Origin of the sequence: Cupriavidus sp. DF5525, assembly GCF_040149425.2 — a bacterium.
Classification (GTDB): domain Bacteria; phylum Pseudomonadota; class Gammaproteobacteria; order Burkholderiales; family Burkholderiaceae; genus Cupriavidus; species Cupriavidus pickettii_A.
The window spans coordinates 2,853,792-2,866,818 of sequence record NZ_CP168265.1; the positions used below are offsets into that span (position 1 = coordinate 2,853,792).

Consider the following 13,027-nt stretch of genomic DNA (forward strand, 5'->3'; position numbering starts at 1 on the left):
TTTCTCCTGTTTCTTGTTGTCCAGGCAGATTAGCGCGCATTCCCTCTCCGCCATATCAGACAAAAGTATGTTTCAGCAGTGAACAGCCACGCACTTCCATGGCTCGTGCGCTTTCGCACATTTCAGATCGCATTTTGCTATTGCACGACTAATAGCAGTTTGCTATTGTTGACTCACGGCACGAACAAAGTGCTACCTGCCACGGGAGTCAGCAATGCGAACCAGCACCCTTCTCTTCACCTGCATCACCACCATCCTGGTGGTCGGCGCCGTGGTTTGCGCCGTTCTGCCGACCATGGCCTCAATCGCCCGCACCCTGACCGCCGCACTGGCGATCGCTCAGTAAAGGTGCCCGGCCATGAACCGCGAACAAGCCCGTGCCGACATCGCCGCGCAACTCGCGCGCGGCAACGTCGAATCCTTCTGCGGAGGCGATGACGCCCTCCTCTACCTCAGCAACCTCTTCATCCTGCGGAACGCCCGCCGGCGCGCTGGCGAATCCGATGCCGCCTATGCCGCCCGCGTTGGCTCCTTCCTGATATCCATGGTCGACGCAATCGGGCATGCGCTGATCGAAGAGAACGTCCCCTTCGTCTTGGCGGACGCCGCGGATCAGCCCGTAATCTGCGCAACCCGTGAAGCCTCCCTGCTGGCTATCAGCCGCCAGGTGGCACAGGACGTCCTGATGGCGCGAGGTGTGGCATGAACGCCGATCAAGCCGCCGTCCGCCAAGCGATCCAGGCCAACTGCAACACCGAGCTGCTCCGCGAGCTGCAGGCCGCCCACCGGATCATCCGGAACACCCTCGGGATTCTCTCCGTCAACCAGAAGGCAGTGCTGGCCGAGCGCAATGCGCGCGACGGCGTTGATGGCGAGGGCATTACCCGCGCCCATGAGCGCGAGGCTGTCATCAAGCGCGCCGGAGGTGTGGCATGAACGCGCCGACCGCAACTCAGATCGGGCTGCTGCAGCACACGCTGGGCATCAACGAGCATCGCCGCGAACCGTACCGCAACCACTTCGTCGCCAGCCCTGGACACCACGACATACCGGACCTCGAGCAGCTGGAGACGGCCGGTCTGATGATCCGTGGGCATCGTCCCGGCTTCCTGCCGGGCGACTCGATCGTCTTCTACACGACCGAAGCAGGCCGCGTGCTGGCGATCACGTCCCTGCCGGACCTGCCCGTTCTCACGGAAGCCCAGTCACGGTACGAGAAATACCGCGACGTCTGCGAATGCTACGACTCGTTCGCCGCGTTCCTCGGCATCTGCGAGACCAGCTACGAGGAGCGGGATAACACGGGTTGGCCGGATTACAAGCGGGTGCGCGAGTACCGGATGTACCGCGGCGGTCGCTGGGACAGCTATACCAGCAACCTGAAAGGCGAGTGGGCTCCGACCAAGAAGGAAGCCAAGGCCAGCTACAAAGCCGCGCTGAAGAAGCATCAGCAGCAGCAACGCGAATGGGCTGGGAGTGTCCTGTGAAGATCTTGCGCGCCCTCCTCTTCTGGTTCGGGATCTCCCTCGGCGTCATCGGCCTGTCTGGCCTCTACGCCTGGCTGAACCCTGACACGCCCTCCACTGCTATTTGGAGGCAGTCGTGATGTTTCGCATCTTCATCAACCGTCAGTGCGTCTATACCGGCCCGTTCGCCAGCTGGTGGGATGCCCATGACGCCGCAATCAACCGCGGCCTGCTGTGCGGGGCGCGCAACGTCCAGGTGAAAGCAGCATGAAGCTCTCCGAACGCCTTCTCGAAATCTTCGACGTACAGGTAGCAGTTGACCGGGCAAAGATCATCGAACAAGCCCCGGATCTTGATGCCCTGGGCGAGATCCTGGCCGCCGCACACTACGCCGGCGTGGAGATCGAACCCGATTGCATCCACGCGCATGGGGACTCGATTTTGTTGACCGGAAGCCAGCGAGTGGCTGCGCTCGAGTGGATGCTGCGCAGTGGCTTCAGTCTTCAGAGCGCCAGCCCTTCCGACTACTACCTACACAACCGCCTCGCGCATCCGGGGCTTCGTTGTCTGGTTGTCATCCTGACGCCGCTCGAGCGCAAGGTCCGGTCATGAGCATGCCCGGCTACCGCGCTCAGACCGCGGCCGACAACAAGGCGTTTGCCGAGCGTGCTAGCCGCGTCGGCAAGGCGCCCGTCCCGCCTGGGCTTCCCTCGGCGCAGGAGGTCGTCACCGCTATCGATGGCGTCCTGCAGTGCGAGAACTTCTATTCGCCGGCCGCGCAGGACGCACTCGCCCGCCTGGTGATCGTGCGCGAGCAGTTCGCCGCGTCCATCAAAGGGGAATGACCATGGCGATTGTTCATATTAGCTTGGACGTCAAAGGCTTCCTCGCCAACGCGCCCAAGCGCCAATACCGCGGCATGTTCCGCCATGACGACGGCCGCCAGATGACGCCGGACGAGGCGAAGCACCACCTGCTTGATGCCCTGGCCGCCGGCAACGAGTTCCTGCCTTTCGGCAAGTGCGACAACTTCGACCCGAAATCCGGCTGTCTCGGCCATCCAGAGGAGCCGAAATGAGCTCCCTGATCGTCGCTAGCAGCTTGGCTGCGTCTGCTTTCGCAATCGCTGCGCTGGGCGCCTACGCCAACTACCGATTTATCAAGCGCCTCACCGAGGGGGAGGGACTCGCAATGAAGCTGGTCAGCACCACCACCATGATCAAGCGCCTGTCAGGCCTGCTTGGCACCCGCGACCTTAGCGGGTGGGAGCAGGACTTTGTTCGCAAGCTAGCGGAACAGGCACAGGCCGGCCAGGTGACGCAGCTCACCGGCGCCCAAGTCGATAAGCTGGACGAGCTGCACGGGAGGCACTTCGCATGACCTGCACCCAAGAACGCTTCGAGCGCGACGTCGCCGAGCACCAGATGACTGTGCTCCACGAGGACGGCGTGTACCGCCACATCCGATTCCGCAGGCCCGACTCATCGAGCATGCACTTCGACTTGATCACCTACCCGGGCTATCTGGTCTACTCAGGTGATATGGGCTGCTACGTTTTCTCGCGCCTGCGGGACATGTTCGAGTTCTTCCGCACCGACCGGCTCCACGGGAAAGACCCGAGCAAGCTTTACATCAACCGTGGCTACTGGTCCGAGAAGCTGCAGGCCGTGGACGGCAATCGCCGCAACGGTAGCGCCACCGAGTTCTCCGAGGAGAAATTCAGGCGGGTCATCAACGAATACCGGCTCAACTGGATCCGTGATGGTCGCGACAGCCTCACCAAGGACCAACGCCGTGAACTGTGGGAAGCCGTCGATGATGACGTGCTGCGCTACCTTGACGACGGCGAGCATGCCGCATACCAGCATGCCCAGGAGTTCAGTTGGTCGGTCAAGCCAGACGGCCGGCGCCACACCTACGCCTTCGAGGATCTGTGGGAGCACGACTTCACCGAGTACACCTTCCACTTCACCTGGTGTTGTTACGCCATCGCCTGGGCGATCCGCCAGTACGACGCAGTGATGAGCGCCAAGTCTTTACCTACCGTCAAGGCGGTTGCGTAATGCACACGACCGCAATCTCGATGCGGCTGGCTGAGATCTGCGCATACAGATCGCCCGCTCGTATTAATTGGTTCGGCTGCCAAACCAGATCAAATCTTCTCAAGGAGTTCGTCGTATCTCTTCCGCTGTTCCACGCCCCGCTGCTGCAATGCCTTTGCGTGCTGAGTCACGTCCCTCATTGCTCTTGTGAGGGCACCAGGGAGTCGATGAAGACTAGGCTGCATCTCCTTGAGAAGAAGCTGCAGCTTCCGACGGAGATCGGCGCACCCTACTTGGACGTCAACGTCGTCAACTCTGTCTTGCACGAGTTCCAGGCGTTGAGCGAGAGCTTCACCGACATTATGTGGAAGAGGATTGACATTGCCGCTCAGCACACCTACCGAGCCACCTCCCAGAGAATTAACGAAGTGTTCTGCTTCAATCGCAAGGATGGTGAGCCGTGTGTGCTGCTCACGCTTCGTCTCAAGCCGACGACGTTCAGCATCTCTCTCGGAGTCTCGCCGCTGACGCCAAGGGATGTAGACCGCTATGCCGATAGCAACCACCGAGCCGACCGCCTGAACCCATGCAGCGGCGCCTTCCCCACGCCATTTCTCTGGCCACACGGCCCAAAAAAGTACCGAAGTGGCAACCAAGGCAAGAGTCCCCATCCCGAAAAGAAAAAATGCGCCACTCCAGCGCAAAACACGATCGTGCACTTTCGACCCTCCCCATTTTTGCGAGGCATCCTAGCATGATCCGCGACCAGTTCCTGCTCGACATCGCACCCGAAATCATCATCGACAACTTCGCCGGCGGTGGCGGTGCCAGCTGCGGCATCGAGCTGGCCCTCGGCCGGCACGTCGACATCGCCGTCAACCACGACCCCGAGGCCGTGGCCATGCACGCCATGAATCATCCCCAGACGGAACACCACTGCGAAAGCGTGTGGGACGTGGATCCGCTTGATCTGGTGAAGGGGCGGCCGGTGGGCCTCGCCTGGTTCAGCCCCGACTGCAAGCATTTCAGCAAGGCCAAGGGCGGCAAGCCGCGCGACAAGAAGATCCGGGGCCTAGCCTGGGTGGCGATGCGCTGGGCGGCATTGGTCCGGCCGCGCGTCATCATCTTGGAGAACGTCGAGGAGTTCCAGACGTGGGGCCCCGTGCTTTCCGATGGAAACCCCTGCCCGAAGCGCAAGGGCGACACGTTCCGCTCGTTCGTGCGCCAGCTGCAGGAGAAGGGCTACGCCGTGGAATGGCGCGAGCTGCGGGCCTGCGATTTCGGCGCGCCGACGATCCGCAAGCGCCTGTTCCTGATTGCCCGCTGTGACGGCAAACCCATCGTCTGGCCGGAGCCGACACACGGCGCGCCAGGCAGCGCCGCGGTGAAGGGCAGGCAACGCAAGCCGTGGCGCACTGCAGCAGAGTGTATCGACTGGTCGATCCCCTGCCCTTCGATATTCGAGCGCGCCCGGCCGCTGGCCGAAGCCACGCAGCGCCGAATCGCGCGCGGCCTGCGCCGGTACGTGATCGACGCCGCTGACCCGTTCACGGTGAAGCTTCCTACCACCACCGCGGCGCCGATCATTACCGAGTGCGCAAACGCTTCGAATGAACGCTCTTGGCGCACGGATGAGCCGCTGCGCACGCAGTGCGCGGAGGTCAAGGGAGGCCATTTCGCCATAGCGTCTGCCACGCTGATTCAGACAGGCTACGGCGAGCGCCCCGGCCAAGCGCCGCGCGCGCCGGGGCTCGACAAGCCGTTGGGCACCACTGTCGCCGGTGGCGTCAAGCATGCGCTGGTGTCCGCCTTCCTCGCCAAGCACTACGGCGGAAACGAAACGCCCGGCGCAGACCTGCGCGATCCGGCTAGCACGATCACCGCCAAGGATCACCACGCGCTGGTTTCGTCGCACCTGGTGAAGCTCCGCGGCGAATGCACGGGCAGCCCCACCGACGCGCCGGGGCCCACCATCACCGCCGGCGGCACGCACATCGGCGATGTCCGGGCCTTCCTCGTGAAGTACTACAGCGAGGGCGGCCAGGATCAGGACTGCCGCGACCCGATGCACACCATTCCGACCAAGGACCGTCTCGGCCTGGTGACGGTGGCCGGCGAGCAGTACCAGATCGCCGACATCGGCATGCGCATGCTCGTGCCGCCCGAGCTGTACCGCGCCCAAGGCTTTCCGAGCACCTACATCTTCGCGCCGACGATTGATCCTGCCGACCCCTTACTGGCGTTCGTGCGTGAGGCCCTGATGTGCATGGGGAAGATGAAAGCCTACCGCCTGCCTCAGCACGCCCAAGTGCGCATGTGCGGCAACAGCGTCAGCCCGCCGATGGCCGCTGCGCTGGTTCGGGTCAACGTGCCGGAAATGGCCAGCTGGACGGCCAAAGAATCGAAGGCAATCAGGGAGGCAGCATGAAACTCTTCACCGTAGAAGTGAGCGTAATCGCTGTGGTGATGGCGGAGAGCGAGATGGATGCATTCACCATCGCTCACAACCACCGCCGCGACATCTGGGATGAGGGGGATCCGGACATCGACGTCCACGGCGAAATCAAGAGCCTGGCCCGACTGCCGGCCGACTGGGACCCGATGTGCCTGCCCTATGGCGGCGACGGCGAGACGCGCCTGAAAGACCTGCTGCCAGAGACTGAGCCCGCGCGCGACACCCGCACCATCGACATGTTCGAGAGCCAGGAGGCTACTACTGCTGGGGAGGCAGCTTGAGAGCCTCACCTACTCATTCTAAAGGCCTACTTGATCGCGGCCAGTTGTGCCGAGATTCGTTGCTTGATGTCTTCGCAAGCGACGCACATTTCACCGAGCCCGGTGAAAAAGGCATCGTGCTGAGCTGCATCCATGCTGCTGTGGAGGCGAATAGCAGCTTCGACGTTCTCTCGGAATTGGCGCACGGTGCCGCTCAACATGAGGACCAACCTGACGAGTTCGGGTGTATTCAGCTCATGAAGCGGGATAGCCGTGACTGCTTTCTCAATCTCACCCAGACCATGCTGATCGAAGTGCTTATCGCCAACACCAATCAGGTAGAGGGCTTCCCTGTCCTTGATCTCGCTGGCCGCGTGCCCAAGCATTTGGCGAGCTGCTGTGGCAATTTCCAAGACTGCGCCGGCCAATGTCTTCCGAGCATGCAGCCGATCCGACCGCTGAAGTCGCGTTCCAGTGCGGCCCGCCCACCAGATAGCAGCAACCGACGCGACGGCTTGCGCCCATCCCGCGAGGGCTTGGTGGGACTCAATCCACTGAAGGATGCATGCCATGCGTGAACTCCCGATTTTGTTTTCTGGCGCTATGGTACGGGCGATTCTGGACGGCCGGAAGACTCAGACGCGTCGGATCGTGAAGCCGTGCAAAGACATCAGCGTCGGTTGCATGCTGGCGGCTCACGAACTAGCGGGCGAGATCAATAACGGGGATCTCTCGAACTCTCGTTATGGCCGGCCCGGCGATAGGCTATGGGTCCGAGAGACCTGGCAAGGCCCGATGTGGGATGGCGAATGGGAGGATCGTCCCGCAGACGCTAAATCGCCGAAGTACTGCCAGTATGCGGCCGACGGCGGCCCAATCCCCGAGTACCTGGACGCCGAAGACAACCTGCGCCAAGGCTGGAGGCCCAGCATCCACATGCCGCGCTGGGCCTGCCGTCTGACGCTGGAGATCACCGGCGTGCGGGTGGAGAAATTGGGTGACTGCAGCGAGGCCGACGCCATCGCGGAGGGCATCGCTCCGGAACTGGACGGGTGGACTGACTACAGCAACCCGAGCTGCCAGATGTGCATGAACCCGATGGACTCTTATCGCACGCTGTGGGACAGCATCAACGGCGCCGGCGCATGGGAGGCCAATCCATGGGTGTGGGTAGTGGAGTTTAGGAGGATCGCACCGTGACCCGCCCCACCCTAGCCCGCACCGCGGGGATCCTGGGCGGCAATGCCGACTTCCGACGCTTCCTGGCTGAGCGCTACCCGGCGGCCTGGGCTCAGTTCGGCGCGCTACGCGACACCGAGCGCGCGGCCGCCGTGGTCCGCGCCGTGTGCGGCATCGATTCACGCAGCGAGCTGGACCGCGACCCCGAGGCCGCTCAACGCTTCCACACCAAGCTCGGCTTCCCCTTCAACGCCTGGCGGCCGCAACGGCCAGAGCTGGAGCGCCCATGATCGAATCCATCATCAAACCCAAGCGCCCGACCGGCCCAGGCTGGATTCGTGAGACGGGACCGGAAATCGAAGCTATCATGCGCGCCGCTGCGATGGGCTTCGCTTGCGAGGCCTGGTTGCACCCTGGATCCGGCATTGCCACGTTCAGCGCGGTAGAGGTGGCGCACGATCCCGGTCAGCCTGACCTCGGCCCCGAATACCACCTGAGCATCAGCAAGAACGATGGCCGCGGCGGGACGCGACGCACGACCAGCGCCGAGGCGCTCTGGTGCCTGGCGCAATTCGAGCTAATCGACGCCAAGGAAGACAACCACGTGCCGCACGGCCTGGTGCGCAACTTCTGGCGGCCGGTCACCGACCAGCTGTCCGGCTATGAGTGCCCGTGCGCCAACGATGAGCCGGCCATGCTGGAGGACAAGGGCGACTACGTCTGGCGCGGGGTGACGGAATGAACTGCCGCGGCGTAGGTACCTATCTCACGGTGGCCGAACTCGCAGAGCTGGTCGGATGTCAGCCGACCAGCCACAGCTGCATGAAGCGCTGGCTCACGAAGCATGGCTGGCCCTTCGCGGTAAACATTGCCGGTGTACCCCAGGTGAGCCGCGCATACCACGCGGCCCGCATGACCGGGACCGCCAACCAGAGCGCCAATGATGGCGCCGAAGACGAACCAAACTTCGAAGCACTGCTCGCATGATTTCCCGCCGAAAGACCCCTGATGGCCTACCGTTCCGCTTGTACCGGCGCGAGGGGAAGTTCAAGGTTAGCTATGGGTACAAGCTGCCGAACGGAACATGGGCCTTCCGCCTATCTGCCCAGCGCAACAAACCTGATGCTGTCGCCGAGATCGACCTGGAAGCAAGGCGGCGCGCCGACGAGCTGAATGGCAATTTCGTGCTGGCAGGTACTACGGAAGCCCTGATCAGCGAGTACTTCAAATGGCAAACCCGCCTGCCCGCCGACAGCGAAAAGCGGAAGGCGGACATCACGCTGGCCGAGAACCGCATTGAGGCCAAAAACCTCATCAAGGTGTTCGGCAAGGTCAAACCCGCATCGATCAAGCCGCACCACATCTACCGGTACCTAGATCGGCGCGCAGAACTCGGGGCACCGGCCAAGGCCAACAAGGAGATCGCCCTGCTGTCGGCGGTACTCGAGTATGGCCGCCGGTTGGGCGAACTGCAGGACAACCCCTGCCGCGGCATCAAGTACAACCCGACCCGGCCAAGGCAAAAGTATGTCCAGCCTCATGAGATCGCTCTCGCGCTGGAGATTGGGCGGGCCCGCGGCGGCAGCTACCTGGTACTCGCGCTATGCGTGCACGTGGCCTACTTGACTGTCAGCCGACCAGAGGAGATGCGCACTCTTGTTAGGCAGGCCTCGACCGAGGAGGGGCTCGTGGTTCCCGTTGGCAAGCGAAAGGGAGGCCAAATCCAGCGCACGAAGCTCGTCCGCTGGTCGCCCATTCTCCAGCAAGCCATCAATGAAGCACTGGCACTGCAGCGCACGGCCAGCATCTATGTGTTCGGAAACTCGTCCGGCCAGGTCTACAGCCGCAGCGGCTGGAACACGATCTGGAAACGCCTGATGGGGTACTGCCAGGCGACTGCCACTGAACGCGACATCCAGTTCAGCCCGTTCACCCTGGCCGACATGCGACCCAGTGCCGTCACCGATCGGATGGAGGAAGGCGACGACCGCATCACGGACGCCACCGGCCACGCCGACGGAAAGATGGTGGCAAAGGTCTATGATCGCCGAAGAGTGAGAAAGGTCCGCCCAACTGCCTGACAGACCAATCTCGCTGTGCCGACCTACTCTGAGGTGGCGTTGCGTGCCTGGAGAATCGCAATAATCTGATCAGCTCCGAGGTTGGCACCAATCAAGGTCTTACGCATGGGCTCAAACGCACGAAGCATCGCCCTGTAAGCCCCAACCATCGGCACATGCGAATTCATGTCCCGCCCCTTGAACTCGCCGAACCGGCCCATCTTCTCCACAAAGAAGAGTGCGATTCCCATATAGGAGGCCTCATTGTTTCCGTCAAAGCCGCGAAACGCGACGTGCTTGCCTAGGGGACCAACCTCCCGCTCAATCCGATCCCGATCGTCTTGATCGAGATTCCGATAGCCGATCTCGACGAAGCTCCACATGTCCAGAACGTTGACGACGAACCGCACTTCTGTCGGTTCATCTTCATAGTCGTGGTAGAGCCCGTGCATTTTCCACTTAAGTGCCCAGCTGTGGCCGCCGCAGATTGCCTCGGACACGAAGTCGGGGTCAATCTCCCCGCTCTTCATTCCCAGATGCTTGTAGATGTCACGCAACATGATCGTGAGCAGCTTTTCCCCATCGCTGAACTTCACGCGGTCGCCGCCTGTACGCGACAGGCCCAATTCCACGAGGCGCCTAACGGCCTCGGATCGCGTCGGCAGGTCTTCCTGTTCTCCCCGCCAATCATCGATGCGAGCAAGAACGTCCTCGTCCATCCGTAGTTCAAAACGCTCTGTCTTGGGTGGCATTTCGGCCTCCGTGAAATACGACGAAACTACGTCATGTACGTAATACTACCGTACATAACGGAAATGTCAACGGAGGTTCGGGGGGAGTGGGGAGAAGACCACAGGTTGCGTGCTTAAGTTGGAACGCAAAAAGCCCACCGCAATGGGTGGGCTTTTCAAATTCAAGTTCCAAAAATTGGAAGATCATCTTCCAAAAATCGGGTTAAGTCAGTGGGCCTTAACCTTGGAACCTAATGAATACTTGGGGTGGCTGATGGGACTCGAACCCACGACGACAGGAATCACAATCCTGGACTCTACCAACTGAGCTACAGCCACCGTAGAGGTCATCAGCGAAGCGCTGATCGACGAAAAACAAGATTATACAAACAGTTTTACGAGATGGCTAGTATCCCGCACAATTTTTTTTGAGAGGGTCACGCCCGGGGTGGGACCCACTTTGCCTCGAGCAGCACGGCTTCCTTGATTGCGTCGATGGTGTCGGCCTCGGTGTCGAACTGACCGAGAAGACGGCGCGACTTGCCGTTCAACACCGCTTCCTGGAGCGCCTTGCCGGCGGCGTCGGACGTGCCGCGCTGCCAGCAGTAGCGAGCGGTCCATTTGCCATCCTGCAACTGCTCGGCGACCCATACCAGCCGGAAGTCTTTAAAGACTTCGCCGAACGGCTCCTCATTTTCCACGTCCGATTTTTCCACGCTTGCCGCCTTCCCGGACCGTGCGAGGTGCCGCTCAGCCGCCAGCGCGTACTTCGCTGGCGCCCCGACCTCAGCATCGGTCCGCGTGCTTGAATTCGCTTCGCCTGTGGCGCTGCGAATGATCGTATCACGCTCATCAACCCGGCAGGCGAACCGCTCAGGGGTCGACGCGCCGCGCCTTGCGGCATATCAGCAATCGCGGGACGAGGGCGCGGCCCCCACCTCGGCAGGGTTCTTGGCGGACATGCTCGAAGCGATACTTTCGCCTGAGGGACATTGACCCCCTCGACTTCCCGTCAGGCAGCCCGCTCCCCAGCGTACTGCCTGCCTCTTTTCCCTCCTCGCTCTTTCCGCGCCGGCAATGCGCGGAACCGGAACCTCAGGGCGGCGCCACGGCCCAACCATCGTTAGTACAAGAAGGAGTGGGAATGCGAAAGCTGTTCTGGCGGATGTCGGGAATCGTGGCGATGACGGCATTGGTGGCCGCACTGGGCGGGTGCGCCGGCGGCGTGACGGACGGACGGGAATCTGGCATTACGACATACGGCACGCTGGATGTCGGCGTGAGCCATACGCGCTAGCGCGAGCGGGTGATCGATGAAACTCTCATGCGCAGTTGCCGTCAAATCCCTGCGTCTGGCGCAGGAATACTGAGCGCAAAAAAAAGAGTCCGCAGCGCGGACTCTTAACTTTAGCGATCTCAAATGCCCTGAAGGCAGTTGCAATGTACCTGTCATCTGCAAACTGCACCATTCGGGTAAACGAAGAGCGCGAAGCGCTCGGCGAACGGCGCCAAACAAAGCCGACGAAAAAAAAGCCCGCCGAAGCGGGCTGAATAATCAGTTGAAGAAAGCCCTGTATTCGAGGGCAGGCACAGTGTATGAAAGTGCCCTGCCTCGGCGAATTAGGGGAATCCCTTTGCGGACGCCAGTTTCCGGGCGAGGAGCATTTCAGGTGCCGCCCGCGCTACCCTCTGGCAAGCATGCACAATTCCGCAATTCGGATTTAGAGCAAAGGCTCGGCAATGCCACGGAGCAGGGCCTGCCGGCAGCATGCATTACGCCGCCAGGGGCGCGGAGGCTGGCGAGTGCAAATGCTCCCGGGCCTCTTCGAACAGCGCATCCACATCCGCGCGCGTACGCGCCGCATTCATCCGCTTTGCATCCGACAGCACGCGGCGCCAGCCCCGCCCGCCGGCAACACCACGGTGCAGGCCGAGCATATGCCGCGTGACGGCACCCATATAACCGCCCCGCTCCACCAGGTCGCCGATATAGCGCTGCATCGACAGTTCGACGTCCAGACGTGAAAGCACCGGCGAACTGGTGTCGCCATAGAAGCGTGCATCCATTTCTGCCAGCACATACGGCTGGTGATAGGCCTCCCGGCCAATCATCACGCCGTCGACGTGCTGCAGGTGACTCTCCATCTCCTCATAGCTGACAATGCCGCCATTGATCAGGATCTCCAACTCAGGAAATTCCTGTTTCAGCTGGTACGCAACTTCATAGCGCAGCGGCGGGATTTCACGGTTCTCTTTCGGGCTCAGGCCTTTCAGGATGGCATTGCGCGCGTGGACGATAAAGGTGCGGCAGCCCGCCTCGGCCACGGTGCCGACAAAATCCCGAACAAAATCATAATGCTCGGTTTTGTCGATGCCGATGCGATGCTTGACGGTCACCGGAATACTGACCGCATCGCGCATCGCCTTCACGCAGTCGGCCACCAGTTGCGGCTCGGCCATCAGGCAGGCACCGAATGCGCCGCGCTGCACACGCTCTGACGGGCAGCCACAATTCAGGTTGACCTCGGCATAGCCCCACTGCTGGCCGAGCTTTGCCGCCATGGCGAGGTCCGCCGGCTCGCTGCCGCCTAGCTGCAGCGCGACCGGATGTTCGGCTGCGTCAAAATCCAGATGCCGCGGCACGTCGCCATGCAGCAGCGCGCCGGTCGTCACCATCTCCGTATACAGCCATGTGTGGCGGCTGAGTTGGCGATGGAATGTGCGGCAATGGCGATCAGTCCAGTCCATCATGGGGGCCACAGAAATCCGGCGAGGCCTGATTTTTCCTTGATTCCCTTGTGTGTACTCGGTTTGCGGGATGCCACGTGTCTGTT

At 61.8% G+C, this 13,027-nt stretch carries 23 protein-coding genes and 1 tRNA gene; 19 read left to right on the forward strand and 5 right to left on the reverse strand.

Annotated elements, in window-relative coordinates; all coding sequences use genetic code 11:
* Positions 1 to 214 precede the first annotated feature (214 nt).
* The 13 genes from ABNX08_RS13375 to ABNX08_RS13435 all read left to right on the forward strand — a co-directional run bounded on the left by ABNX08_RS13375 (position 215) and on the right by ABNX08_RS13435 (position 6,244).
* The gene (locus ABNX08_RS13375) at positions 215 to 346 is read left to right on the forward strand and encodes a hypothetical protein (protein ID WP_349609089.1); all 132 of its coding nucleotides are present in this window, start codon (positions 215 to 217) and stop codon (positions 344 to 346) included.
* A 12-nt stretch (positions 347 to 358) separates the two neighbouring features.
* Positions 359 to 706 carry a hypothetical protein gene (locus ABNX08_RS13380; RefSeq protein ID WP_349609087.1) on the forward strand — a complete coding sequence of 116 codons (348 nt, stop codon included), beginning with the start codon at positions 359 to 361 and terminating at the stop codon, positions 704 to 706.
* The gene (locus ABNX08_RS13385; protein WP_349609085.1) at positions 703 to 936 is read left to right on the forward strand and encodes a hypothetical protein; all 234 of its coding nucleotides are present in this window, start codon (positions 703 to 705) and stop codon (positions 934 to 936) included. The genes ABNX08_RS13380 and ABNX08_RS13385 overlap by 4 nt, the downstream gene beginning before the upstream one ends.
* Positions 933 to 1,487: a hypothetical protein gene (locus ABNX08_RS13390; protein WP_349609083.1), complete on the forward strand. Its 555-nt coding sequence runs from the start codon at positions 933 to 935 to the stop codon at positions 1,485 to 1,487. The genes ABNX08_RS13385 and ABNX08_RS13390 overlap by 4 nt, the downstream gene beginning before the upstream one ends.
* 118 nt (positions 1,488 to 1,605) lie before the next feature.
* Positions 1,606 to 1,737 carry a hypothetical protein gene (locus ABNX08_RS13395; protein ID WP_349609081.1) on the forward strand — a complete coding sequence of 44 codons (132 nt, stop codon included), beginning with the start codon at positions 1,606 to 1,608 and terminating at the stop codon, positions 1,735 to 1,737.
* Positions 1,734 to 2,078 carry a hypothetical protein gene (locus tag ABNX08_RS13400; protein WP_349609079.1) on the forward strand — a complete coding sequence of 115 codons (345 nt, stop codon included), beginning with the start codon at positions 1,734 to 1,736 and terminating at the stop codon, positions 2,076 to 2,078. Before ABNX08_RS13395 ends, ABNX08_RS13400 begins: the two co-directional genes overlap by 4 nt.
* Positions 2,075 to 2,311, forward strand: coding sequence for a hypothetical protein (locus ABNX08_RS13405; protein ID WP_349609077.1), 237 nt, complete (start codon positions 2,075 to 2,077; stop codon positions 2,309 to 2,311). The genes ABNX08_RS13400 and ABNX08_RS13405 overlap by 4 nt, the downstream gene beginning before the upstream one ends.
* Complete coding sequence (locus ABNX08_RS13410) at positions 2,308 to 2,544, forward strand: hypothetical protein (protein ID WP_349609075.1); 237 nt, start codon at positions 2,308 to 2,310, stop codon at positions 2,542 to 2,544. Before ABNX08_RS13405 ends, ABNX08_RS13410 begins: the two co-directional genes overlap by 4 nt.
* The gene (locus ABNX08_RS13415; RefSeq protein WP_349609073.1) at positions 2,541 to 2,846 is read left to right on the forward strand and encodes a hypothetical protein; all 306 of its coding nucleotides are present in this window, start codon (positions 2,541 to 2,543) and stop codon (positions 2,844 to 2,846) included. The genes ABNX08_RS13410 and ABNX08_RS13415 overlap by 4 nt, the downstream gene beginning before the upstream one ends.
* Positions 2,843 to 3,529, forward strand: a complete 687-nt coding sequence (locus ABNX08_RS13420; RefSeq protein WP_349609071.1) for a hypothetical protein — start codon at positions 2,843 to 2,845, stop codon at positions 3,527 to 3,529. Before ABNX08_RS13415 ends, ABNX08_RS13420 begins: the two co-directional genes overlap by 4 nt.
* Entirely contained in the window at positions 3,529 to 4,266 is a 738-nt protein-coding gene (locus ABNX08_RS13425) for a hypothetical protein (protein WP_349609069.1), read from the forward strand. The genes ABNX08_RS13420 and ABNX08_RS13425 overlap by 1 nt, the downstream gene beginning before the upstream one ends.
* Positions 4,263 to 5,936, forward strand: a complete 1,674-nt coding sequence (locus ABNX08_RS13430; RefSeq protein ID WP_349609067.1) for a DNA cytosine methyltransferase — start codon at positions 4,263 to 4,265, stop codon at positions 5,934 to 5,936. Before ABNX08_RS13425 ends, ABNX08_RS13430 begins: the two co-directional genes overlap by 4 nt.
* Entirely contained in the window at positions 5,933 to 6,244 is a 312-nt protein-coding gene (locus ABNX08_RS13435; protein ID WP_349609064.1) for a hypothetical protein, read from the forward strand. The genes ABNX08_RS13430 and ABNX08_RS13435 overlap by 4 nt, the downstream gene beginning before the upstream one ends.
* A gap of 26 nt (positions 6,245 to 6,270) precedes the next feature.
* Here ABNX08_RS13435 and ABNX08_RS13440 read toward each other — a convergent pair whose 3' ends face one another.
* Positions 6,271 to 6,795: a hypothetical protein gene (locus tag ABNX08_RS13440; protein ID WP_349609062.1), complete on the reverse strand. Its 525-nt coding sequence runs from the start codon at positions 6,793 to 6,795 to the stop codon at positions 6,271 to 6,273.
* On the opposite strand from ABNX08_RS13440, the gene ABNX08_RS13445 reads away from it, so the two are divergent.
* The 5 genes from ABNX08_RS13445 (at position 6,794) to ABNX08_RS13465 (ending at position 9,483) form a co-directional block, all read left to right on the forward strand.
* Positions 6,794 to 7,423 carry a hypothetical protein gene (locus ABNX08_RS13445; protein WP_349609061.1) on the forward strand — a complete coding sequence of 210 codons (630 nt, stop codon included), beginning with the start codon at positions 6,794 to 6,796 and terminating at the stop codon, positions 7,421 to 7,423. The two genes, ABNX08_RS13440 and ABNX08_RS13445, sit on opposite strands and share 2 nt — an antisense overlap.
* Entirely contained in the window at positions 7,420 to 7,692 is a 273-nt protein-coding gene (locus tag ABNX08_RS13450; RefSeq protein WP_349609059.1) for a hypothetical protein, read from the forward strand. The genes ABNX08_RS13445 and ABNX08_RS13450 overlap by 4 nt, the downstream gene beginning before the upstream one ends.
* A complete protein-coding gene (locus tag ABNX08_RS13455; RefSeq protein WP_349609057.1) occupies positions 7,689 to 8,144 on the forward strand; it encodes a hypothetical protein in 456 nt (151 codons plus the stop codon). The genes ABNX08_RS13450 and ABNX08_RS13455 overlap by 4 nt, the downstream gene beginning before the upstream one ends.
* An 80-nt stretch (positions 8,145 to 8,224) precedes the next feature.
* The gene (locus tag ABNX08_RS13460) at positions 8,225 to 8,389 is read left to right on the forward strand and encodes a DUF4224 domain-containing protein (RefSeq protein WP_374063608.1); all 165 of its coding nucleotides are present in this window, start codon (positions 8,225 to 8,227) and stop codon (positions 8,387 to 8,389) included.
* Positions 8,386 to 9,483, forward strand: coding sequence for a hypothetical protein (locus ABNX08_RS13465; RefSeq protein WP_349609053.1), 1,098 nt, complete (start codon positions 8,386 to 8,388; stop codon positions 9,481 to 9,483). The genes ABNX08_RS13460 and ABNX08_RS13465 overlap by 4 nt, the downstream gene beginning before the upstream one ends.
* A 23-nt stretch (positions 9,484 to 9,506) precedes the next feature.
* On the opposite strand, the gene ABNX08_RS13470 is transcribed toward ABNX08_RS13465, so the two are convergent.
* From ABNX08_RS13470 to ABNX08_RS13480, 3 genes are all read right to left on the reverse strand, one after another.
* Positions 9,507 to 10,214: a YfbU family protein gene (locus tag ABNX08_RS13470; protein ID WP_349609051.1), complete on the reverse strand. Its 708-nt coding sequence runs from the start codon at positions 10,212 to 10,214 to the stop codon at positions 9,507 to 9,509.
* A 242-nt stretch (positions 10,215 to 10,456) separates the two neighbouring features.
* Positions 10,457 to 10,532 (reverse strand) — tRNA-His (locus tag ABNX08_RS13475).
* A gap of 98 nt (positions 10,533 to 10,630) precedes the next feature.
* Positions 10,631 to 10,909 carry a hypothetical protein gene (locus ABNX08_RS13480; protein WP_022535694.1) on the reverse strand — a complete coding sequence of 93 codons (279 nt, stop codon included), beginning with the start codon at positions 10,907 to 10,909 and terminating at the stop codon, positions 10,631 to 10,633.
* A 428-nt stretch (positions 10,910 to 11,337) separates the two neighbouring features.
* Between ABNX08_RS13480 and ABNX08_RS13485 the strand changes: the two genes are divergently transcribed.
* Positions 11,338 to 11,490 carry a hypothetical protein gene (locus ABNX08_RS13485; RefSeq protein ID WP_022535695.1) on the forward strand — a complete coding sequence of 51 codons (153 nt, stop codon included), beginning with the start codon at positions 11,338 to 11,340 and terminating at the stop codon, positions 11,488 to 11,490.
* 476 nt (positions 11,491 to 11,966) lie between these two features.
* Here ABNX08_RS13485 and dusA read toward each other — a convergent pair whose 3' ends face one another.
* The gene (dusA, locus tag ABNX08_RS13490) at positions 11,967 to 12,944 is read right to left on the reverse strand and encodes a tRNA dihydrouridine(20/20a) synthase DusA (protein WP_374063677.1); all 978 of its coding nucleotides are present in this window, start codon (positions 12,942 to 12,944) and stop codon (positions 11,967 to 11,969) included.
* Positions 12,945 to 13,027 lie beyond the last annotated feature (83 nt).

Excerpts from the sequence above, each read along its gene's own strand:
- ABNX08_RS13440 (WP_349609062.1), bottom strand. The coding sequence starts at position 6,795 with ATGGCATGCATCCTTCAGTGGATTGAGTCCCACCAAGCCCTCGCGGGA.
- ABNX08_RS13375 (WP_349609089.1), top strand. The coding sequence starts at position 215 with ATGCGAACCAGCACCCTTCTCTTCACCTGCATCACCACCATCCTGGTG.
- ABNX08_RS13465 (WP_349609053.1), top strand. The coding sequence starts at position 8,386 with ATGATTTCCCGCCGAAAGACCCCTGATGGCCTACCGTTCCGCTTGTAC.
- ABNX08_RS13435 (WP_349609064.1), top strand. The coding sequence starts at position 5,933 with ATGAAACTCTTCACCGTAGAAGTGAGCGTAATCGCTGTGGTGATGGCG.
- ABNX08_RS13390 (WP_349609083.1), top strand. The coding sequence starts at position 933 with ATGAACGCGCCGACCGCAACTCAGATCGGGCTGCTGCAGCACACGCTG.
- ABNX08_RS13455 (WP_349609057.1), top strand. The coding sequence starts at position 7,689 with ATGATCGAATCCATCATCAAACCCAAGCGCCCGACCGGCCCAGGCTGG.
- ABNX08_RS13460 (WP_374063608.1), top strand. The coding sequence starts at position 8,225 with ATGAAGCGCTGGCTCACGAAGCATGGCTGGCCCTTCGCGGTAAACATT.
- dusA (WP_374063677.1), bottom strand. The coding sequence starts at position 12,944 with ATGATGGACTGGACTGATCGCCATTGCCGCACATTCCATCGCCAACTC.
- ABNX08_RS13425 (WP_349609069.1), top strand. The coding sequence starts at position 3,529 with ATGCACACGACCGCAATCTCGATGCGGCTGGCTGAGATCTGCGCATAC.
- ABNX08_RS13445 (WP_349609061.1), top strand. The coding sequence starts at position 6,794 with ATGCGTGAACTCCCGATTTTGTTTTCTGGCGCTATGGTACGGGCGATT.
- ABNX08_RS13420 (WP_349609071.1), top strand. The coding sequence starts at position 2,843 with ATGACCTGCACCCAAGAACGCTTCGAGCGCGACGTCGCCGAGCACCAG.
- ABNX08_RS13405 (WP_349609077.1), top strand. The coding sequence starts at position 2,075 with ATGAGCATGCCCGGCTACCGCGCTCAGACCGCGGCCGACAACAAGGCG.
- ABNX08_RS13395 (WP_349609081.1), top strand. The coding sequence starts at position 1,606 with ATGTTTCGCATCTTCATCAACCGTCAGTGCGTCTATACCGGCCCGTTC.
- ABNX08_RS13415 (WP_349609073.1), top strand. The coding sequence starts at position 2,541 with ATGAGCTCCCTGATCGTCGCTAGCAGCTTGGCTGCGTCTGCTTTCGCA.
- ABNX08_RS13470 (WP_349609051.1), bottom strand. The coding sequence starts at position 10,214 with ATGCCACCCAAGACAGAGCGTTTTGAACTACGGATGGACGAGGACGTT.
- ABNX08_RS13430 (WP_349609067.1), top strand. The coding sequence starts at position 4,263 with ATGATCCGCGACCAGTTCCTGCTCGACATCGCACCCGAAATCATCATC.
- ABNX08_RS13385 (WP_349609085.1), top strand. The coding sequence starts at position 703 with ATGAACGCCGATCAAGCCGCCGTCCGCCAAGCGATCCAGGCCAACTGC.
- ABNX08_RS13400 (WP_349609079.1), top strand. The coding sequence starts at position 1,734 with ATGAAGCTCTCCGAACGCCTTCTCGAAATCTTCGACGTACAGGTAGCA.
- ABNX08_RS13410 (WP_349609075.1), top strand. The coding sequence starts at position 2,308 with ATGACCATGGCGATTGTTCATATTAGCTTGGACGTCAAAGGCTTCCTC.
- ABNX08_RS13485 (WP_022535695.1), top strand. The coding sequence starts at position 11,338 with ATGCGAAAGCTGTTCTGGCGGATGTCGGGAATCGTGGCGATGACGGCA.
- ABNX08_RS13380 (WP_349609087.1), top strand. The coding sequence starts at position 359 with ATGAACCGCGAACAAGCCCGTGCCGACATCGCCGCGCAACTCGCGCGC.